At 68.1% G+C, this 19,994-nt stretch carries 19 protein-coding genes and 1 pseudogene; 5 read left to right on the top strand and 15 right to left on the bottom strand.

The genetic code is table 11. The features are described from left to right. Positions 1 to 71: 71 nt before the first annotated feature. Positions 72 to 185: pseudogene (locus AB0M45_RS21385) on the top strand (NADPH-dependent oxidoreductase); the annotation flags it as partial. A 353-nt stretch (positions 186 to 538) separates the two neighbouring features. On the opposite strand, the gene AB0M45_RS21380 reads toward AB0M45_RS21385, so the two are convergent. Continuing rightward, on the bottom strand, positions 539 to 1,531 hold the full coding sequence (locus AB0M45_RS21380; RefSeq protein ID WP_364331707.1) for an LLM class flavin-dependent oxidoreductase: 993 nt from the start codon (positions 1,529 to 1,531) through the stop codon (positions 539 to 541). A gap of 70 nt (positions 1,532 to 1,601) precedes the next feature. After that, positions 1,602 to 2,789: a serine hydrolase gene (locus tag AB0M45_RS21375; RefSeq protein ID WP_364331704.1), complete on the bottom strand. Its 1,188-nt coding sequence runs from the start codon at positions 2,787 to 2,789 to the stop codon at positions 1,602 to 1,604. A gap of 211 nt (positions 2,790 to 3,000) precedes the next feature. On the opposite strand from AB0M45_RS21375, the gene AB0M45_RS21370 reads away from it, so the two are divergent. Further along, complete coding sequence (locus tag AB0M45_RS21370; protein WP_364331701.1) at positions 3,001 to 4,434, top strand: amino acid permease; 1,434 nt, start codon at positions 3,001 to 3,003, stop codon at positions 4,432 to 4,434. A gap of 6 nt (positions 4,435 to 4,440) precedes the next feature. Here AB0M45_RS21370 and AB0M45_RS21365 read toward each other — a convergent pair whose 3' ends face one another. From AB0M45_RS21365 to AB0M45_RS21335, 7 genes are all read right to left on the bottom strand, one after another. Next, positions 4,441 to 4,845, bottom strand: coding sequence for a DUF4345 family protein (locus AB0M45_RS21365; protein WP_364331698.1), 405 nt, complete (start codon positions 4,843 to 4,845; stop codon positions 4,441 to 4,443). A gap of 49 nt (positions 4,846 to 4,894) precedes the next feature. Next, positions 4,895 to 6,304: an MDR family MFS transporter gene (locus tag AB0M45_RS21360; protein ID WP_364331695.1), complete on the bottom strand. Its 1,410-nt coding sequence runs from the start codon at positions 6,302 to 6,304 to the stop codon at positions 4,895 to 4,897. Between the two features lie 183 nt (positions 6,305 to 6,487). Beyond that, positions 6,488 to 6,889, bottom strand: coding sequence for a DUF779 domain-containing protein (locus AB0M45_RS21355; RefSeq protein ID WP_364331692.1), 402 nt, complete (start codon positions 6,887 to 6,889; stop codon positions 6,488 to 6,490). Next, entirely contained in the window at positions 6,889 to 8,406 is a 1,518-nt protein-coding gene (locus tag AB0M45_RS21350; protein ID WP_364331690.1) for an aldehyde dehydrogenase family protein, read from the bottom strand. The genes AB0M45_RS21355 and AB0M45_RS21350 overlap by 1 nt, the downstream gene beginning before the upstream one ends. 306 nt (positions 8,407 to 8,712) lie before the next feature. Beyond that, complete coding sequence (locus tag AB0M45_RS21345; protein WP_364331687.1) at positions 8,713 to 9,915, bottom strand: transcriptional regulator; 1,203 nt, start codon at positions 9,913 to 9,915, stop codon at positions 8,713 to 8,715. Positions 9,916 to 10,150: 235 nt separating this feature from the next. Continuing rightward, positions 10,151 to 10,705, bottom strand: coding sequence for a hypothetical protein (locus AB0M45_RS21340; protein WP_364331684.1), 555 nt, complete (start codon positions 10,703 to 10,705; stop codon positions 10,151 to 10,153). A 624-nt stretch (positions 10,706 to 11,329) separates the two neighbouring features. After that, positions 11,330 to 11,653 carry a hypothetical protein gene (locus tag AB0M45_RS21335; protein ID WP_364331681.1) on the bottom strand — a complete coding sequence of 108 codons (324 nt, stop codon included), beginning with the start codon at positions 11,651 to 11,653 and terminating at the stop codon, positions 11,330 to 11,332. 211 nt (positions 11,654 to 11,864) lie between these two features. Between AB0M45_RS21335 and AB0M45_RS21330 the strand changes: the two genes are divergently transcribed. Next, on the top strand, positions 11,865 to 12,377 hold the full coding sequence (locus AB0M45_RS21330) for a DUF664 domain-containing protein (RefSeq protein WP_364331678.1): 513 nt from the start codon (positions 11,865 to 11,867) through the stop codon (positions 12,375 to 12,377). 91 nt (positions 12,378 to 12,468) lie between these two features. After that, positions 12,469 to 13,962 carry a metallophosphoesterase gene (locus AB0M45_RS21325; RefSeq protein ID WP_364331675.1) on the top strand — a complete coding sequence of 498 codons (1,494 nt, stop codon included), beginning with the start codon at positions 12,469 to 12,471 and terminating at the stop codon, positions 13,960 to 13,962. Positions 13,963 to 13,969: 7 nt separating this feature from the next. On the opposite strand, the gene AB0M45_RS21320 is transcribed toward AB0M45_RS21325, so the two are convergent. Together AB0M45_RS21320 and AB0M45_RS21315 are read right to left on the bottom strand one after the other, a co-directional pair. After that, complete coding sequence (locus tag AB0M45_RS21320) at positions 13,970 to 15,487, bottom strand: AIM24 family protein (RefSeq protein ID WP_364331672.1); 1,518 nt, start codon at positions 15,485 to 15,487, stop codon at positions 13,970 to 13,972. A gap of 236 nt (positions 15,488 to 15,723) precedes the next feature. Then, positions 15,724 to 16,020: a hypothetical protein gene (locus tag AB0M45_RS21315; RefSeq protein WP_364331669.1), complete on the bottom strand. Its 297-nt coding sequence runs from the start codon at positions 16,018 to 16,020 to the stop codon at positions 15,724 to 15,726. A 412-nt stretch (positions 16,021 to 16,432) separates the two neighbouring features. Between AB0M45_RS21315 and AB0M45_RS21310 the strand changes: the two genes are divergently transcribed. Further along, positions 16,433 to 16,627 (top strand): hypothetical protein, encoded by a 195-nt coding sequence (locus AB0M45_RS21310; protein ID WP_364331666.1) that lies wholly within the window; start codon positions 16,433 to 16,435, stop codon positions 16,625 to 16,627. 71 nt (positions 16,628 to 16,698) lie between these two features. Here the strand turns inward: AB0M45_RS21310 and AB0M45_RS21305 are convergent, their stop codons facing one another. The 4 genes from AB0M45_RS21305 to AB0M45_RS21290 all read right to left on the bottom strand — a co-directional run bounded on the left by AB0M45_RS21305 (position 16,699) and on the right by AB0M45_RS21290 (position 19,779). Beyond that, positions 16,699 to 17,403 carry a DUF6081 family protein gene (locus AB0M45_RS21305; RefSeq protein WP_364331663.1) on the bottom strand — a complete coding sequence of 235 codons (705 nt, stop codon included), beginning with the start codon at positions 17,401 to 17,403 and terminating at the stop codon, positions 16,699 to 16,701. Between the two features lie 7 nt (positions 17,404 to 17,410). Continuing rightward, a complete protein-coding gene (locus AB0M45_RS21300; RefSeq protein ID WP_364331660.1) occupies positions 17,411 to 18,343 on the bottom strand; it encodes an SAM-dependent methyltransferase in 933 nt (310 codons plus the stop codon). A 112-nt stretch (positions 18,344 to 18,455) separates the two neighbouring features. Then, positions 18,456 to 18,920: a hypothetical protein gene (locus tag AB0M45_RS21295; RefSeq protein WP_364331657.1), complete on the bottom strand. Its 465-nt coding sequence runs from the start codon at positions 18,918 to 18,920 to the stop codon at positions 18,456 to 18,458. 25 nt (positions 18,921 to 18,945) lie between these two features. Next, the gene (locus AB0M45_RS21290; protein ID WP_364331654.1) at positions 18,946 to 19,779 is read right to left on the bottom strand and encodes an SAM-dependent methyltransferase; all 834 of its coding nucleotides are present in this window, start codon (positions 19,777 to 19,779) and stop codon (positions 18,946 to 18,948) included. Positions 19,780 to 19,994 lie beyond the last annotated feature (215 nt).

Below are 19,994 nucleotides of genomic sequence, written 5' to 3'. Positions count from 1 at the left end.
ACTAATTAGGATTGCCTTACTTACCCTACCTGTGTTCGGCTCAGGCTGCGGGCAACCGCTGACGGCGTGCCCTCTCGCATTCCTGGACCGAGCGCGTGCTGGCCAGGCTCGCTTCGGCGGCCAGTCTCAACGGCAGGCACCGGTTGCGCGAATCGCTGACCAACCACGGCTTCCGGCTACACTGACCCACCGGCTCTGCCGGCGCCTGCCGTGCCGATACCCGTGCCTCGCTGCCGCGGCTCCGGCATGACGAATGCGGCCGTGTCCGTGATTCGCTCGCTCATATCCGCGCCGCACTGGCGCCCGGCTCCGGCACGAGCAAGTGCTCGGCCGTGTCCATTGCTCGCGCGCTGCGCTCGCTCATGTCGACGGTTCGCTACCCGGCCTCCTGCATGACCACGAAGCGGCTGGCCATGTCTCGCTCGTCCCATTCCCGCGCTCGCTCCGATCGGCTCCGGTATGACTACGAATGCGGCCGGGTTATCTCCGCTCGCCCATGGTTGCTGCTGCGCCGCTGTGTGCATCGCCCGCAGCGTTCTTACGCGGCGACCTTCTCCTTGATCAATTCGAATGATCGGACCCGGTCGTCGATGTCGTAGACCAGCGTGTTGATCATCAGCTCGTCGGCGTCGGTGCGTTGCAGCAGGTCGGTGAGCTGATCGCGCACCGTCTCCGGCGAGCCGAGCAGTTGCCCGGCCCGCCGCTGGCGAATGAACGCGCGCTCGTGCTCCGACGGCCGGAACGCGGCGGCCTCCTCCGGCGTCGCCAGAGCCTGCGGTGTGCCGCGGATCAGATTCAGGAAAGCCAGGTCGCGCGGTCCGGCGAGGGTTTCGGCGCGCTCGTCGGTATCGGCGCAGATGGCGGCGACCGCCACCATCGCGTGCGGGCGTGGCAGCCGTTCCGAGGGCCGGAAATGTTCGCGGTACAGCGCCAGCGCGGGCTCGGTGTTCTCCGGGGCGATGTGATGGGCGAAGGCGAACGGCAGGCCCAGCACGGCGGCGACCTGCGCGCTGTAGCCGCTGGAGCCGAGCAGCCAGATCTCCGGCTCCTCGCCGCGGCCCGGCGTCGCGGCGATGCCACCGGGATCGGCTCCGCGGAAGTAGCCGAGCAGCGCGGCCAGTTCCTGGGGGAACGACTCCGCCGACAACCCGTTCTCGGTCCGCCGCAGCGCGCGTGCGGTCGCCTGGTCGGTCCCCGGCGCGCGTCCGATGCCCAGGTCGACGCGTCCCGGATGCAGCGCGTGCAGCGTGCCGAACTGCTCGGCGACCACCAGCGGAGCGTGGTTGGGCAGCATCACTCCGCCGGAACCGACCCGGATGTCAGAGGTGGCGGCCGCCAGATGGGCGAGCAGCACGCTCGGCGCCGAGCTGGCGATGCCCGGCATGTTGTGGTGTTCGGCGACCCAGAACCGGTGATAACCCAAAGCCTCGGTGCGCCTTGCCAATTTGGTGGTCGCGTCGAGCCCTTCGCCGACGGTGCGGCCGGACTGCACCGGCGCGAGATCCAGTACGGACAACGGGACGTCGATCATGGGTCTCCTCCAGAGTGCCGATCACCGGTCCCAACGCCTCGCGTGCCCGGTGTATTTCGAGGTGGTCGCCTCACCCGTGTGCGATCGCGCGGAACACCTCGACGGTCTCCTGCTCGTCCTGCGTGGTCCCGTGGTCGCTGAGCTTGACGATGACCGTGCCGCTGGGCGGGTCGACGTAGACGTACTGTCCGTAGACCCCGACGGCGGTGAGGTCCGCGCCGTCCCCGCCGGTCGGATGCCACCACTGCGCGCCATAACGCCAGTCGCCGACCGGGCGCGGAGCCGGGGTGCGGATGCGCTCGATCCACGCTGGTGGCACGATCTGCGCGTCGCCAGCGCGTCCGCCGTCCAGCACCAGCTGGCCGATCTTGGCGAAATCGCGGGCCGTGGCGTTCAGGCAGCAGAATGCTTTCTCTTGGCCGCCCGCGCGGTCGAGGTTCCACAGCGCGTCGTCCTGGGCGCCGATCGGACCCCAGATGTCGCGCTGCAACACCTCGCCCAGCGGCATCCCCTCGACCTTCGCCACCGCCATGCCGAGCAGTTGGGTGTCCACACTGCGGTACTCGCCCGCACTGCCGGGCTCGAATCGCAAGCTCCGGTGCTCGCGGATGAATCCGGCCAGGTCCTCGGTGAGATACATGCGGGCGGTGCCGGTCAGCGGCAGGTATTTGTTGTAGTTCTCCTCGACGTCGACGCCGGATGCCATGTCCAGCAGGTCGCGGATGGTCACGCGGTCGTAGGGGCCGCCGGTGGCCAGCTGCGGGAGGATGTCCACCAGGCGATCGTCTTCGCGGAGCTTCCCGGCGTCGATGGCCCGGCCCGTGAGCAACGACACAATGGATTTCGCCACCGACCACGAGGACTGGCGTGTGGTCGCCGCGACGCCGTCGCGATACCACTCATGGGTCAGAGCGCCGCCGTGCAGGACCAGGAACGAATTGGTGTGCGTGATGCGGAGGAAGTCGGCGACCGAGACGTGCCCGCCCTTCCACGGAACCCGGTCCGGCAGCGGCCGCGTCGCGACGGGCAGCGGACGCGGACTGGCGGAGGCTGCCACCGTCCGGCTCTCGAACAACGCGCCCTGGGTGGAGGGCGGGTCGACCATGAGGTTCAGCAATGTCGGCGGCGCCGGAATGCGCAGGACATTCGTCGTCGCGAACGCCGCGCCGACCAGGACGGCGACGACCGCTATCAGGGCAAGGACGGCCCGTAGGGCGTAGCGGCGCAGTCGCGGCCGCCGCGTTGGTTGCTCAGTCATGACAGGTGCTCATCGGTATCGAACCGATGATGGCATGCCGAATGTCCGATCCGGTAGAAATCCGGCGGCCCGGCATCGGGGAGCCGCTGCGCGGCGCGGTAGCGTGACGGGCTGATTCATGCCGAACCTGTGATGCTCCGAGATCGTGTTCGGCGCGTCGGCCGACGACCGCGTCGTCGCGTCGCCGCTCAGCGAGGGTAAGGACTGCGGTATGACCACTTCCGACGGTCACGTTCCGGACGCGGGAGCGCTGAACTCCGCCGACAGCGGCGACTCGGAAGGCTACGCACGCGGCCTGAACCCGCGCACCATCCAGATGATCGCCATCGGCGGCGCGATCGGCACCGGCCTGTTCTACGGCGCCGGAGGTGCGATCGAGCAGGCCGGACCCGGCCTGATCCTGGCCTACCTGGCCGCGGGCCTGGCCATCTTCGTGATCATGCGGGCGCTCGGCGAACTGCTGACCTATCGTCCGATCTCGGGCAGCTTCGCCGAGTACGCGCACGAATTCCTCGGCCGCTTCGCCGGTTTCGTGACCGGCTGGTCGTACTGGGCGGTGTGGGTGGCGACCTGCATGGCCGAGATCACCGTGGCGGGCAAGTACGTCCAGTACTGGTTCGACATCGCACCGTGGATCACCGCGCTGGTCGTGCTCGCGGTGATGTTCGCCGCCAACCTGATCTCCGTGCGGCTGTTCGGCGAGGGCGAGTTCTGGTTCTCCACCATCAAGGTCACCGCGATCGTCGGCATGATCCTGCTCGGCATCGGTGTGCTGCTGTTCGGATTCGGCCACGCGGCCGACCCGACCGTGACCAATCTCTGGGCCGACGGCGGCGTGTTCCCCAACGGCGTCGGCCAGTCGCTGCTGGTGCTGCAGATCGTGCTGTTCGCCTATGTCGGTGTCGAACTGGTCGGCGTCACCGCGGGGGAAGCGCGCGATCCGCGCAAGACCTTGCGTAAGGCGATCAACACGCTGCCGTTCCGGATCGGCCTGTTCTATGTGGGTGCGCTGGTGGTGATCATGTCGGTGTCCAGCTGGCGCAACTTCCAGGCGGGCAAGAGCCCGTTCGTCGAGGTGTTCGAGCAGATCGGCATTCCCGGCGCGGCGGGCATCGTCAACTTCGTGCTGCTCACCGCGGCGCTGTCGTCGTGCAACTCGGGCATCTACTCGACCGGACGCATGCTGCGCACCCTGTCTCTGCACGGCGAGGCGCCTGCCCGGCTGAGCAGATTGAGCCCGAACGCGGTGCCCTACGTCGGCATCACCGCGTCGACGGCGGCGATGGTGATCGGCGTGATCGTCAACGTCATCTCCCCGGACAAGGCGTTCGCCTACATCACCTCGGTGTCGACGATCGGCATCATCTTCGTCTGGGGTGTCATCCTGGTGTGCCATCTGCTCTACCGCGCCAAGGTCGCCCGCGGTGAGCTGCCCGCGAGCGACTACCGGCTGCCCGCCGCGCCTTACACCACGGTGCTGGCGCTGGCGTTCCTCGGATTGGTGGTCGTGCTGCTGTTGTTCACCGAGAGCGGCCGCACCGCTGTCGTCGTCGGCATCGTGTGGGCGGTGCTGGTTTCGGGCGGCTATCTGGTGCTCGGCAAGCTCGCCAAGTCCAGCGCGACAAGCGAATCCATGCTGCGCTAGATCTCGCTACACCGTGAGGAACAGCGCGGTGGCGCCGATCGCCTCCACCGCGCCGTAGAACCAATTGGGATAGAAGGCCGTTCGCTCGTCCAGCATGGCGGAGAAGACCCGGCCGAGCGCCATACCCGCCAGGGCGGCACCGACGGCGACCATGATCCCGGAGCGCAGTGATCCGACGTCCACCGCGGCCAGCGCGAGCACGGCCGCCATCGCTACGCCGAAGCCGCCGTAGACGGCGCGCACTTCATAGCGCGCCGGTGGTTCGGCGAGCTGGACGCCGAACGGCCGGATCAGCGCGGCGGGCGCACCGAGCGCGTAGCCGCCCATTCCCAGAAAGCACACCCCGATGATCGCGCAGACGGCTACCGCCACTGTTTCCTCCAAGTCCGGTTCGGTCAGGAAGCCCAGCATCCTTCGGAGGGTATCGGGAGAGCTTCCGAAAACCGGCTATCCTCGCGCGTCAATCGCTCGACGAGCGACTCGGCATCATGGCCGACGCGACCACCATCACCACAGCCATCGCCGCGATCGTGACGAAAACCAGGTGCACCGCGGAGGCGAGCGCCGCGGGCTGCGGGTGATCGGTATGACCGACCCGGGCGTTCACGATCGCCCCGAACACCGCCACGCCCACCGCGCTGCCGATCGAGCGGGCGAACATATTGGCCGAGGTGACCACGCCGCGCTCGGTCCATTCGGCGCTGGTCTGCGCCGCGATCAAGGTAGGAGTGGCGACCAAGCCCATGCCGGTGCCGATCACGAAACAGGACGCGGCGACCTGCCACAGCGTCGAGTTTTGCGTGATCAGCAGCGTGCTGGCGGCTCCTAGCGCGGCCAGTCCGCTGCCGATCAGTGCGCTCGTGCGAAAGCCCACGCGCAGGTATACCTTTCCGGCCTGCGAAGCAGCCAGTGGCCAGCCGAGGGTGAGCGCGCCCACCGTGAGCCCCGCGACGAGCGCGCCGGTGCCGAGCACGCCCTGGGTGAAAGTCGGGACGTAGGAGGTCAACCCGAGCAGGACAGCTCCGATCAGCACGGAGACCAGGCTGCTGGCGATCACCACACGGCGGGTGAACACCCAGAGCGGCAGAATCGGGTTCTGCGCCCGCCGCTCCACGAGCCCGAACAGCATGAGCACGACCGCGCCGCCGCCGAAGATTCCGATGCTCATGGGGGAGGACCACGTCCACGCCTGGCCGCCCTCGAGCAGTCCCAGGATCAGCGCGCCCGCGCCGAGCGTGAGCAGGGCCGCGCCGAGGTAGTCGACGCGTTGCGTGCGCCGCGGCGCGCTCTCGGTGAAGTTGCGCACCAGCATCCAACCGGCGAGCGCGGAGAGCGGAAGGTTGATCAGGAAGATCCAGCGCCAGCTGACGTATTCGGCGAACAATCCGCCCAGCAGCGGACCCGCCACGCTCGACATGGCCCACACGCTGGCCAGATAGCCCTGTACTCGGGCCCGCTCGGCCAGCGTGTACAGATCGCCCGCGATAGTCATCGTCATCGGCTGGATCGCCCCGGCGCCGATGCCCTGGACCGCGCGGAAGACGATCAGCGCGAGCATGCTGGTCGCCACACCGCACAGCAGCGAACCCAGCGCGAACATCGCGATTCCGAACAGGATCACCGGCTTGCGGCCGACGGTATCGGCGAGCTTGCCGTAGATCGGCACGGTCACCGCTTGCGCCAGCAGATAGACGGAGAACAGCCAGGGGAACTGTGCGAAACCACCCAGACTGCCGGTGATGGTCAGCACCGCCGTGGCGATGACCGTCGAGTCGAGCGCGACCAGCCCTGTCGCCAGCATCAGCGAACCGAGGATGGCGCCCCGTTCGGAGCGGAGCCCGACAGACGCCGGCGCAGTCTCGGTCGCCACCGCGGCCCCTCTCGTTCGCTTATCTAACCATCTGCATTACCGTATCCGTTCCTCAGTTATTCCCACATGGAATTTTCTCGGGCCACGGTCGGAAGGGCGGGCTGCTCACCGAGGCGGCATTTCGGTGAGCAGCCCGGTCGGTGCACCGGTGCTGCCGTATCCCGCAGTCGGCCGGTGCCCCGGTCACTGGGGCTGGTCGGCCCCGGTTCGTGGCGGATGCGCGTCGAGGAAAGCCACTTCCTCGTCGGTGAGCAACCGCGAGCGGATCAGGAAGCGCACGCCTTCGGGTGCTTCCAGGGAGAACCCGCTGCCGCGTCCCGGCACCACGTCGACGGTGAGGTGGGTGTGGCGCCAGTACTCGAACTGGTCCGCGCTCATCCAGAACGGCGTGCCCGCGTCGAGCCGCCCGAGCAGCACGTCCGACGCCCCGACCCGGAACTCGCCGCGCGGATAGCACATCGGTGAGCTGCCGTCGCAGCAGCCGCCGGACTGGTGGAACATCACCGGGCCGTGCTGCTGGATCAGCCTGTGCAGCAGCGCTTCCGCGGACTCGGTGAGCTCGACGCGCTGGACCGGATCGGGCATCAGAAGAATCCGAGCTTGTCCGGGGAGTAGCTGACCAGCAGGTTCTTCGTCTGCTGGTAGTGGTCGAGCATCATGCGGTGGTTCTCGCGTCCGATGCCGGACTTCTTGTAGCCGCCGAAGGCCGCGTGCGCGGGGTAGGCGTGATAGCAGTTGGTCCAGACCCGGCCCGCCTTGATCTGCCTGCCGAGCCGGTAGGCGGAGTTGATGTCGCGGGTCCACACCCCGGCGCCGAGACCGTAGAGGGTGTCGTTGGCTAGCTTCAGCGCCTCGTCGGTGGAGTCGAACGTGGTCACCGACACGACCGGCCCGAAGATCTCCTCCTGGAAGATCCGCATGTCGTTGCGGCCGGAGAAGATCGTCGGCTCCACGTAGTAGCCGCCGGGATATCCCTCGACCTTGCGCGGAGCGCCGCCGGTGAGCACCTGCGCGCCTTCGCGGCGTCCGATGTCGATGTAGGACAGGATCTTCTCGTACTGGTCGTTGCTGGCCTGCGCGCCGATCATGGTGGTCTCGTCCAGCGGGTCCCCGCCCTTGATCGCCTTGGTCCGCTCGAGGCACCTGGCGATGAACTCGTCATAGATCGAGGAGTGGATCAGCGCGCGGGACGGACACGTGCACACCTCGCCCTGATTGAGCGCGAACATCACGAATCCCTCGATGGCCTTGTCCAGGAAGGCGTCGTCGGCGGCCATGACGTCGGGCAGGAAGATGTTGGGGCTCTTGCCGCCGAGTTCGAGTGTGACCGGGATGATGTTCTCGCTGGCGTATTGCATGATCAGCCTGCCGGTGGTGGTCTCGCCGGTGAAGGCGACCTTGGCCACCCGCGGGCTGGCGGCCAGTGGTTTGCCCGCCTCGACGCCGAAGCCGTTGACCACGTTCAGCACTCCGGGTGGCAGCAGGTCGGCGATCAGCTCGACCACCTTCAGGATCGAGGCCGGGGTCTGCTCGGCGGGCTTGAGCACCACCGCGTTGCCCGCGGCCAGTGCCGGGGCGAGTTTCCAGGTGGCCATGAGGATCGGGAAGTTCCACGGAATGATCTGCCCGACCACCCCGAGCGGTTCCTGGAAGTGGTAGGCGATGGTGTCGGCGTCGATCTCGCTGATACCGCCCTCCTGGGCGCGGACAGCTCCGGCGAAGTAGCGGAAGTGATCGACCGCCAACGGCAGGTCGGCGGCCAGCGTTTCGCGCACCGGCTTGCCGTTCTCCCAGGTCTCGGCGACCGCAAGCGCCTCGAGGTTGTCCTCGATCCGGTCGGCGATCTTGTTCAGGATGTTCGCGCGCTCGCCGGCCGACGTCGCGCCCCACGCGTCGGCCGCCTGGTGCGCGGCGTCCAACGCCAGGTCGATGTCGGCGGCCGACGATCGCGCTACCTCGCAGAACGTCTGTCCGTCCACCGGGGAGGGATTCTCGAAGTAACGGCCCTCGACGGGGGCGGTCCATTCGCCGCCGATGAAATTCTCGTAGCGCGTGGCGAATTCGACGACGCTGCCCTCGGTTCCCGGCTTTGCGTAGCTCATGGCGGGTAACTCCTCGCTGGTTGCGGACGTGAAGCGCACGGCGGTCCGGCCGTGATGCGGGTCACTATGCCGCGCGAGGGTTGACGAAACGTTGAGGCGCACGGATGCGGCTGAATCGCGGTCCGGTGGTGGTGGCGTGCGGATGACTGCCGGTGACTACCCGGCAGCGTGGCGGCCGAATGCCAGTGGGATCGCGATGCGTTGGCCCGACGAGCGCGCGGCCGCGGCCCCGTCCGGCCCGCTCTCGCAGCCGGCGACCGGCGTCGGCCGGCAGCCATGCCCGTCGCGACGAGCGCGGTCCGGAGCTCAGCCGTGCAGCGCGCTGTGCAGCCGGGCCGCGGCGAGCGCGCGACGACCGTCATCGGCGGGCAACAGGCGCAGCGCGTGTTCGTGCACTGCGATGTCGTGCGGCGCGCGCTCGCCGTAGCGCAGCGCGTGCTCGGCGGTCGCGCTGGACAGCACCGCGGTGCGCACGCCGACCTCCAGATACTCGCGCCACCGCACGATCCCCGGAGTATCCGACTCGGGCAGCAGTGGCCCGCGATACAACTCGACGGCCGTGGCGGTGTCGCCCGCCTCGAGCGCCGCGAGCACGTCCACCGCGTCGCAGGACAGCGGGCTGACCAGCTGATAGACCCGGCTGGTGATGTCACCGCAGGTCGCGCGCCGCAGATAGGACATCTCGGACTTGAGTGTGCTCGCGCCCACCGGCCGATCGCCGTACACCGCGAAGTGCAGGCGCTCGTGCGTGTAGCCCTGCGGCTCGAGCGCCAGCAGGACCAGGATCTCCAGGTGCCGGGGGCGCAGCCGCACGGGCGTGCCGTCGCGGGTCAGGCGGCCGGTGCCGAGGCAGGTCAGCCGGACGCCCGGCGCGGCCGTGCGGTGGTGCAGTTTGGTCTCGATGGCGCTGACCAGGGTGCGCGCCGTGGCCATGGCCAGCGGATGGGCTCGGTCCCAGGTCGTCGACAGGTCGAGCACGCCGAGCTGATGTCCGTCCGCGGCGCGGATCGGCGCGCAATAGCAAACCCATCCGTGCAGTGCCGCCACCAAATGCTCGGCGGAGAACACGGTGTGCGGCCGTTCGGTGCGCAGCGCCAGCGAGAGCGCATTTGTGCCCATGTGCGCCTCGTCCCATCGCCCGCCCGGAGCGAAGTTCACCTGCTCGGCGCGGCGGCGCATGACCGGGCCGCCGTGCGACCACAGGATGGTGCCGGTCTCATCGGTGATCGCGGCGACGTAGCCCGCGTCCTCGGTGACGCCGCGCAGCTGGTCGGTGAGCTCGGATACCGGTGTGCGCAGCGGGGACTCGGCCCAGTGGGCGGCGACGTCGGCTTCGGCGAGGGGAGCGTGCTCACACGCGGGATCGACGGTGCGCAGCGATCGCAGCCAGGATTGCGCGACCTCGCTGCGCAGCGCGGAATCACCCTGGGGTGTTCCGGCGGGTACCCATCGGGACCACTCTTGTTCCAGTGCAGCGCGTTGCCGCGCGAGGGAACCGCCCTGTGCCATCTCGCGTCCTGTGCCGTCGCTCCGATCATCTCCGTGCTCACTCATCATGCCGCAGTGAGCGCCTCGGGCATCCCGTTTTGTGCGCGGCTGCGCGGAGTCGGCGGGCGGCAGCGGAGATCGGCTGCGGGTAGGTGAGAGTGCGATCGGTCGACGCGGCTACGTGGGCTGGATGCCGCTGATCCACCCGCTGCGACCGGTGTTCGGTGTGCGGGCGACCGCACACCGAACCAGCCGCTTACGGTGTGGCGAACCCGATCAGCGCACCGATACCCGCTCCGATCGGAACGGTGACCAGCGCGCCGACGCCGCCGAGGAAGAAGCCGATCACGGCGCCGATTCCCGCGCCGATGAGGGCGCCGACTCCGGCGTTGTGCTGCTTGCGCGCGAGCGTTTCCTGCTCGTTGACGAACTGGTTGAGCCGCTCGGTTGCCGCGGGCGCGCCGACCGGAGTCACCGTGAGGGTGCGGCCGGCGTCGGTGATCGTCGGCGCCAGGCCGTACGTCGCGCCGGAGGACTGGAAGGCCAAGGGAAGGGTCATGATGACCTGCCCCGCGCCGTCCCGGAGTTCGACGGCTTCGGCGTCGGCGGTCAAGGCGAAGCTGCCCGCCTCGACGGTGGTCACCACCGCGCTGCCGTCCGGGGCAGGCGCCGAGGTGAATCCGACTCCCTGCTCGACACCGTGCACGCTGACCTGCGCGGGGGCGGCGGGTTGGGCGTTCGCGACGCCCGTCGCGATTCCGGTGGCTCCGACCGCGAGTAGGGCGGTGGCGGCGAATCTGTTGACTCTCATCGTATTTCCCCACATAGTCGTGTCGGCCACGAGTGCCGACGAATCCCCGAAGTGCCGGTTCTCGGCCCTACCCATTCTGGCCGGACGGCTTTGCCGAAGCAATCGTTCTGCGAATTTCACTGAAAAATAACCATGCCGCTCCATCAGTGCGTGCGCGCGAATTGCCAACGGACCGCGCCGGTTTCGTCCGTATATTTCGATGGATTGCCGAATGTCTGCTGAATCGGCTGGTGCGGCAAGTAATTCGATCGCCTCAATGACGAATTTCTTCGAAAATTCCAGGCGCGAGCGCATAGGGATGGCGAGCGCGCCGGGGTGCTGCCTCGATGCTGCTTCGGGGTGGCTGTGGCATGCGGTGCGGCCGCCGCAGGGCGACGAGCTTCTACAGCTCAGGCGGTCACGTTGTGCCGAACCACAATTCGAGGACGCCGCCGTGTTGCGGATTTCCGTCTCACAGGACCGTCGCTTCGCGGGCGCGGGTTCACGCGGGACGGTGGCCCGCCGTCGAGAGCCGACGTCGTCTCGGCGGCAGGAGATTCCGGCTCCACGGCGGCGGAGTGTGCGAAGTCGCTACCCCGCAGCGGTGCCGCGGAGCCGGAATCACCTGGTCATGTCCGCTTATGCTCAGAACGCGCTTCCGGTGCCGAGCAGCGGCACGAAAAGTCCGGGCCAGATGCCGAACGGGCTGCCCCAGAAACCGTACGGGTTGCCCCAGTAGCCGTAGCCACCCCATCCGCCGTGGCCGCCCCAGCCGTGGCGGCCCCACCCGCCGTGGTGATGCCAGCCGCGTCCGTGGATCTCTTCGGCCTGATTCGTCTGAGCGACGGTTGGCTGCTGCGCCAGCGCGGGCGCCGCGGTCGCGGCGACCGGCGTCAGTGCGAGCGCGGCGACCATCGCCACGCGGACAACCGTTCGCCGTGCGCGTCCGGCCTTGTGGTCGTGCATCATCGGAACTTCCTCACTTCGGTGTGTCGTCCGGTCGATGACCCAGTGGAGCCCACCGGACCTGATCTCGCCACCGAATATCGTACCGTCATATAACGGCACGTTCAATGTGGTGCGATCGTGCCTGAATTCCGACGCGCCAGCCGCGCCGACGCTCGTGCGGAGTCGCCGCGCTCGGTACGGTCGGGGCACCGGACATCGAGAGGAGTCGACGATGGCTACGAGTGCCGATGTGCTGATCGATGCCTACGAGCGGATCAAAGAGACGGTGCACGAGGCGGTGGACGGGCTCGGGGAGGACGACCTCGTCCACCGAGTCGATCCAGGAGCCAACTCGATCGCATGGCTGGTGTGGCATCTGGCCCGGGTGCAGGACGATCACATCGCCGATGTGGCGGGCGTCGAGCAGGTATGGACCGCGCAAGGCTGGTACGGCCGGTTCGGCCTGCCTGTCGACAAAACCGCGACCGGATACGGCGACCGGCCCGCCGGCGTGGCCGTCATCCGCGCCCCGGCCGAGCTGCTCACCGGCTATTACGACGCCGTGCACGAGCAGACGCTGCGTTTCGTTCGTGAGCTCGAAGACGGCGACCTGGACCGCGTCGTCGACATCCGATGGGACCCGCCGGTAACGCTGGGCGTGCGGCTGGTCAGCGTGATCGCCGACGATTTGCAGCACGCGGGCCAAGCCGCCTTCGTGCGCGGTGTGCTCGAGCGGACCAGATGACCGGCAGCGGGAACCCGGCACGGCGCGCGCTATCGATGCCGTGACGTAAATTGGTGCCGCGCATCCGAAAAGATCACAGAGAGTGCCGCCAGTGGTTGTTGTGCTTGTTGCCGTCGGAGCTCTCCTCGCGGTGTTCGGCGTCGTCGCGGTGTTCGGCGCGCTGCACTGGTACCTGTGGCGGCGCCTGGTGCGGGACACGACCATCGAGGGCTCCCGCGGGCGACGCCTCGGCACCGCGGTCGTGCTGGCGGGTCCGCTACTGCTGGTCGGTGCGACGGTCGCCGAAGTGGCGTCCGCTCCGTTCGCGGTGGTCCGGATCATCGCCTGGCCCGGCTATCTCTGGGGCGCCCTGCTGGTATATCTGCTGCTGGCGCTGCTGGTCGGCGAACCGATCCGGTTCCTGCTGCTGCGCTGGATCGATCGCGACCGAGCGGTGGGCGCACCGGCCGCCATGATCGAGGCGGAGCCGGCGTCCACTCTGACTTCCGACCAGGACGAGTCCGTTGCGAGTGAACCTGCCGCCATCGCGGAGTCGGGCACTGCGCCCGCAGCGAATCCGATGCAGGTGACGGCTGTTGCGAGTGGATCTGCCGCGGTCGCGGAGTCGGGCGGTGTGCTCGCAGCGAATCCGGTGCGGGCCACGGCTGTTGCGAGTGAACCGGCTGCCGCCGCGGATTCCGCGGCAGCGCCGAATTCGATGCCGGACGAGGTCGCCGCGACGGCGTCGGATGAGTCCGTGACCGCGTCCGCCGTTCCGCGACTTCCTCGCCGCGTCTTCGTCTCCCGGGTGGTGGGCGGAGCCGCCGTGGCCGCCGCCGCGACCACTGTCGGCCTCGGAGCTTACGGCGTCCTCAACGGGCCCAGCGTCAAGCGTGTGGCCGTGCCGCTCGCGAAATTGCCGCGCGGAGCCGATGGATTCCGCATCGCGGTGGTCAGCGACGTGCATCTCGGCCCGATCCTGGGCCGCGGCTTCGCCGAGCGGGTGGTCCGGACCGTCAACGACACCCAGCCCGACCTCATCGCGGTCGTCGGTGACCTGGTGGACGGCAGCGTCGAGCACCTGCGTTCGGCCGTCGAGCCGCTGGCCGGGCTGCGCGCCCGGCACGGCGCGTTCTTCGTCACCGGCAACCACGAGTACTTCTCCGGCGCCGAGCAGTGGATCGAGCACGTCCAGGAACTCGGCATGCACCTGCTCGCGAACGCCCGCACCGAACTATCCGGATTCGACCTCGCGGGAGTGAACGACGTGCAGGGCGAACGGACCGGGCAGGGCCCGGATTTCGGCAAGGCACTCGGCGACCGCGACCGCTCCCGCACGGCGGTACTGCTGGCGCACCAGCCGATACTGATCGACGACGCGGTCGCGCACGGTGTCGATCTCCAGCTGTCCGGGCATACCCATGGCGGACAGATCTGGCCCGGCAATTACCTTGCGGGCCTGGTGAATCCGACCGTCGCCGGGCTGGAGCGCTACGGCGACACCCAGCTGTACGTCACCAGGGGAGCCGGGGCGTGGGGCCCGCCGGTGCGCGTGGGCGCACCGTCGGACATCACTGTCGTGGAGCTCGTTTCGCTCCAGGCATAACGTCGCGCTACCCGAACAGACCGCCCAGCACGCCGCCGCTCTGCCCCGCTTCCTGGCCGCCGCCGGTGCCGCCCAGGAAGCCGCCGGGCGGAAGCTCCGAGGGCTGCACGATGACGAAACCGCGGCCGGAGAACGACAGCGTGAGCCCCTCGCCGGTGCTTCGCCCCATCAGCCTGCCGAGGCCGAAGGAGTCGTTGCGCTTGATGCCGGTCTGCAGGCTCGACGACCAGGCGACCGCCGCCTGCGGATCGGCGTAGGTCGGCTGATCGACGTTGAGCACCACCGGCGTGCCATGCGTGGTGATGGCGATGCGGCCGCGGCCGGTGAAGACGCAGTTGAACAATCCGGCGTTGCTGGCGAATCCGGCGGCACCCTGCACCATCCGGATGTCGTAGCGCAGGCTGGAATCGAAGGCGAGCACGTTGGCGCCGTTGATGGTGAGGCCGTCGGTGCCGTCCAGATCGATGGTGTGCACGTCGGCGGCGCCGCTGGCGACGAACAGGTCGCCGTGGCCGGACACCTTCATCAGCGGAACGCCTTCACCGGTCAGCCGCTGCTGGATCGCCCGCCCGATACCGCCCGCGCCGAGCGCCTGGAAATGCAGGTCGCCCTGGTAGGCGACCATCGACCCGGCCCGCGCCATGACCTCGCCGTTCACGGCGACCTTGATCATCTTGCCGCCCTGCTTCTGGATGCCGGCGCCGGTGACTTCGGCGTGGCTGGGGGCGAACAGTTCGCTCTGCATCGGCAGCGCTCCTTGCTGAGGTGAAGGCATCGGTGGTGGCGGCACCGCGGCGGGCGCGGAATAGGCCGGTTGTGGCGGATAGGCAGGTTGCGGCGAATGGGCCGGTTGTGGCGGATAGGCCGGTTGTGGCGGATAGGCCGGTTGCGGCGCAGGCGAAGGATAGGCCGGAGGCGGGGAATAGGCGGACTGCGGCGCGGGCTGATGCGACGGAGGCACCGGAGCCGCTGGGCGAGATGCCGGCGGGGAAGCGGGAGCAGGCGACGGGGTGGGCGGCGGCGCGGGCTCGTCATCGATGTTCACGCCGAACGCCGTCGCGATCCCGGCCAAGCCGTTGTCATAACCCTGGCCGACCGCGCGGACCTTCCATCCGCCGCCGCGCCGGTAGATCTCCACGCAGACCACGGCGGTCTCGGTGCTTAGACCGGTGATCGGGAAGGCCAGCGTGCCCGAGGGGGACGCGATGGTCGCGCGGAGCGAGCCGACGGCCGCGAAAGTGGGCGGCCCGCTGCCGTCGAGGCTCGCGGTGACGACGACCCGGTCGACATCGGCGGGCAACGCGCTGGTCTGGATCTCCACCACGTCGCCGGCGCCCTGACCGTGCCGGTAGGTGACGCCGGGCGCGACGGGCTGGTTGAAGAACACGAAGTCGGCGTCGGAGCGTACTCGCCCCGCGGCGTTCAGCAGTAGCGCCGAAACATCGACGGCAGCCGAACACGTGACGGTGACCGTCAGCCGATCTCCGGGCGCGGGGCGGTTCTCACCGCGAGCGAGATCGGTCACGGCAGGCCGTCCAGTGCGCGGGCGCGCGGTCGGTTTGACATGCGATTCACGGCCTCCAGTGTGTCGTGCGCCCGCAACGCGCGCCACATGCGGGGCCCGGGCATGCCCCCATCAGCCCTTTCGCCCACCGGGGAGTCCGCGTGGCGCGATCCGTCCAGCTGCCCGCGCGGCCGCGGCTGACAGGCGGCGAGAGCCGGACCGGGCCGATCGGTCTGTCGCCGCAATTCACCTGTCGTTCAGAGGACTTCGGCGTACATGATGCCGTCGAGAATGCCGAATTCGACCTGTCCGGGGAACAGCGGCGGTGCGCCTGCGGCGTGCGTGGCGTGGTTGAGCGCGATGGTTTCGGTCGCCCACCGGTGCAACGGCTCCGGCAGGCGCAGGACTCGGTGGTCGGTGCAGCGAATGTAGGGGTAGGTGATCTCGCCTGGGCCGGCGAGGGGGTTGTGGATGCTGAGGGTTGCGATGTCCAGGACCAGTCCGGTGTGCTTGGGGGAGGCGACGGTCGGTGGCTGCAGTTCGATGTCGTCCATGACCGAAGACGGTAGCTCCAAGGATGCCCGAAGCGCGTGATTCCACGCGAATGTCCGCGGGATTCAGGGGGAAATGGGGGACGGCGAGGTTCATCTTGTCGGGTGAACCCCACCGCTACCACCAGCAATCGCGGCCGGATTGGGCGTACCGGTTCCGCGTGAGATGTCCCGGAGCCACCGGGACAGCGCTGAGCCTAGGCGACGCTGAACGTTCGCGGTGGCGTTTCCACGGAATCGGTGCACGGCGCGTTCCGGCCGGATCGCCCCGGTGGTGAGTGGGGTCACCAAGCCTGGGACTGCCGTGCGGGCCAGCTCGGTTTAGGATGCGTTTCGACGTGAAAAGAGCTGTGCGCGTTGAGTATCCGGCACGGCCGCGTCGGCGATTCGTTTTTTCCTCAGGAGGGTGTTAGACGTGCTGTATGGAGTCATAGCCGCCATAGTCATTACCTTGCTGGCGGCGGCGGCCGCGGCGATGGTGTGGGACCCGCGCCGTCGCGAGTTCGACGAGTACGACTTCGACGTGGACGAGACCGACGCTATGTCGCAAGAGTACGCCCGCCAGGGCGGTGTCGAATGGCCGCGGAAGGAGATGTCCGAGCGGTGGTAGCCCCGCGATAGGCGGCGGACGAAACGGTGCCCGGTCGAAGGCGACCGGGCACCACCTGTTTTCGGACTCGATCAGTCCACAGTGAAGTTCCGCCAGGACCCGTGCAGGCCCTGCCCGCGCAGCGAGGTGCTGCGGCCGTCCTCGATCGGATGCAGCGTGATGATGCCGAACCCGATCTGCACCGTCTCGGGCAATTGCGGAGCGTAAGTGGTGTATACGGGCGAGTCGTCGACGTACCAGCCGACGGTGCAGGCATGCCGATCGATGGTGACCGCATAGCGGTGGAACTGGCCGGGTTTGATGTCGACGCCCGCCAGCGGCGCGTGCACCACATGAGTGAATGCCTGCTCTTTCGGGACGACACCCGGCACGAACAACCGTTCGTGGATCGCATAGGCGTTCTTGCCGGTCGCGATCAGGTCGAATACCTGGGCACTCCCCATATCGAGAACGTTGAAGGCGGCGAACCCGTCCCGGTAGTCTTCGCCGGTGACGCCGATGTTCTCGGCGGCCATCTCCACCGCGAAGGTGCGTGATCCGGCGGTGAGATCGAACGCCTCGGTCGACACCAGCAGGTGCTTCGGGTTGTCGAGGATCTGGACATCGGCATTGGACCGGGTGAAGGCGCCGATGCGGACCGACACCGTGCCGTCACCGATATCGGTCTCGGCGGCGGGGTCGGCGTAGCGCCAGGTCCGGTCTTCCCCGAGCGGGACCTCCAGAAAACGCCACCGGTCTTCGCGGAGATCTGGTCCGTTCAGGTCGTCGTACATCATTGCTGCGTTACCTCTCTGCCGACTCGTCATCGGCGGAACCGGGTAGATCGTTCTTGCTTGTTGATCGGCGGCGGAACGGAGTCACGACACCGTTGGCGCAGCCCGCCTTGAATCCGACTCCGCCCAGCAGGAGGCGTTCCTCGGTGAGGCGCGGGCGCAGCGCGGGACCCATCGGCCACCAGTCGTCGAGTTCCACCAGGCCGGGTTCGATCAACTCCAAACCGCCGAAGTACGAGGCGATCTGCTCGCGGGTGCGGTACCAGCCGGAGCCCAAGCCCATTTCGGTGAAACGTCGTTGCAGCTCGATGGCCATATTGTGGGCTTCGGATCGGTCGGCCGGGTCCCAGAAGTGGGTGATCGCGACGTACGAACCCGCCGGGAGCGCGTCGATGTAGTGCCGCATGATTCCGGCGGGATCGAGCGCGTCGTCGACGTGATGCAGGATGCCACACAGGATCAGCGCCAACGGACGGGTGAGGTCGAGGTGCGGCGTGACCTCCGAGTGCGCCAGCAAGGTCTGCGGCTCGGTCAGATCCGCTGGCACGAAATGGGTGTACTCATTGCGTTCGAGCAGCACCCGGCCGTGGATATTGCACACCGGGTCGTTGTCGACGTACACCACGCGCGCTCGAGGATTCTGCTGTTGGGCGATCTCGTGGGTGTTGCCGACCGTCGGCAAACCCGCGCCCACATCGAGGAATTGGTCGATGCCGACGGTTCCGGCGAGATATCGCACCACGCGGTGCAGCCACCGGCGGTTCATCCAGGCCACATCGCTTTGTCGCGGCGCCACCTCGGCGACCTTGTCGCGGACGAAGCGATCGACTTCGTAATTGTCTTTGCCGCCCAGGGTCGCGTCGTAGACGCGGGCGATGCTCGCGCGTGTCGTGTCCACACCGACCGGCACCCTGACGCCGGTCCGGGGAGCGGTATCGGACATGGAGACCTCTCTCTGCGTTTCCGGGGCCTGGCTCATCAGCCTAGAGTCCCCCGATTTCCCGGGCAATCGTGCGGATGCGTTCGGCCAGAGCCGATTTCGTCTGGTTCGCGGCTTATGCGTCGGGCCGGTGCAGCACGCGGCCTGGCAGCAACCCGCCCTGCACGTGGGTGACCCGCCACCAGTCGACCTGCACCACCACCGCCTCGATCGGTGTGGACAGGAACGGTTCGATCCGCGGCTCCCTGCGCAGCAAAGCCTGGAAGGTCTCCTCCCGTTCGCTGGATTGCGTTCGCACCGCAGCCGTGCCCAAACCCTGGGCGAACGGGTTGAGGAATCCGTCGGGCACGACTTTGATTCCGATGCTCGGGTTCGCGCGCAGCCCGGCCAATGTCCGTCCCCCGGACTCGAGCGCGAGTGTCAAGCGGAACGGATCGCCGTCCAGCTCGGCGAAGAACGCGTTCGAGCACCAGTTGACGCCGTCCTTGGAGGTCGCGAGGTCGATGCTGGTGAAACGGAGGACCTCCGACAACGTGTCCTGGATGTCCTGATCGCTGATCTGCACGTCGTTCGATGTCATATCGCGCTCCGTGGTGCGGAAGGGTTTACGGTTTACGGCCGAGGCCGCCCATGATGAGACGTTCGTCGGGCCACGGCGTGCGCAGCGCGGGTCCGCCGGGCCACCAGTCGTGCAGCTCCACCAATCCGGGTGGAACCATGTCCAGTCCCGCGAAGAAGGCCTGGATCTCCGTGCGGGTGCGCCACCGGCCGGTGCCGAGCCGCTCGTCGCGCAGCGCCCGCTCGGCCTGCCTGGCCAGCCCGTGCAGGTACTCGTCCTCGTCGGCCGGATCGAAGAAATGGCTGATCATCACGTACGAGCCAGGGGCAAGGCGCTCGACGTACTCGCGCATGATGCCCGCCGGGTCCTGATCGTCGTCGATGTGATGCAATGTGCCGCATTGCATCAGCAGCAAGGGACGGTCCAGGTCGAGGAATTCGCCGATCGCGCGGTTGCCGAATACGTCGGCGGGCCGGGTCAGATCGAGGTCGAGGAAGTGGGTGCGTTCATTCGCCTCGAGGAGTTTCCTGCCGCGCGTGGCGCAGACCGGGTCGTTGTCCACGTAGACCACCGTGACCTCGGCGTCGAGTTCCTGGGCGATCTCATGGGTGTTCTTCTGCGTGGGCAGTCCGCTGCCCAGATCGAGGATCTGATCGATGCCCGCCGAGCGGGTGACGTACCGGACCACACGCTCGAGCCAGCGCCGGTTGGCGGTACCGACGTCGTCTTGGTGCGGCACCACCTTCTTCAGGTGCTCGTAGGCCTCCCGGTCCACCTCGAACCAGTTCGTTCCGCCGAGGGCGTAGTCGTACACGCGTGCGATGCTCGGGGTATTCGGGTCGACTCCCGCTAGCCGGGTCGACCCTTCTGCTGACGTCATGGCTCTCCTCCTCCGCGCGGCCACCGTCGGGGGCGACTCTACGCATATCGGTTCCGGCTTGCCCAGCCTTGCGGTCAAGATATTGCGTTGTCGCTCTTGCGAATACATGCACGCGCACCGAAGTTTGCGGTTCGTCGTCGCATCGTGATCGGGGCCAGGGGTGCGTCCGAGTAGGATCAACAGCCGACGTCGAGTGAGCTGTAATGGTGGAGGCA

It is taken from the genome of Nocardia sp. NPDC051787 (assembly GCF_040681325.1).
Taxonomy (GTDB): domain Bacteria; phylum Actinomycetota; class Actinomycetes; order Mycobacteriales; family Mycobacteriaceae; genus Nocardia.
Note: the sequence above shows the minus strand (reverse complement) of the source record. Positions and strands in the feature narration are given on the sequence as shown.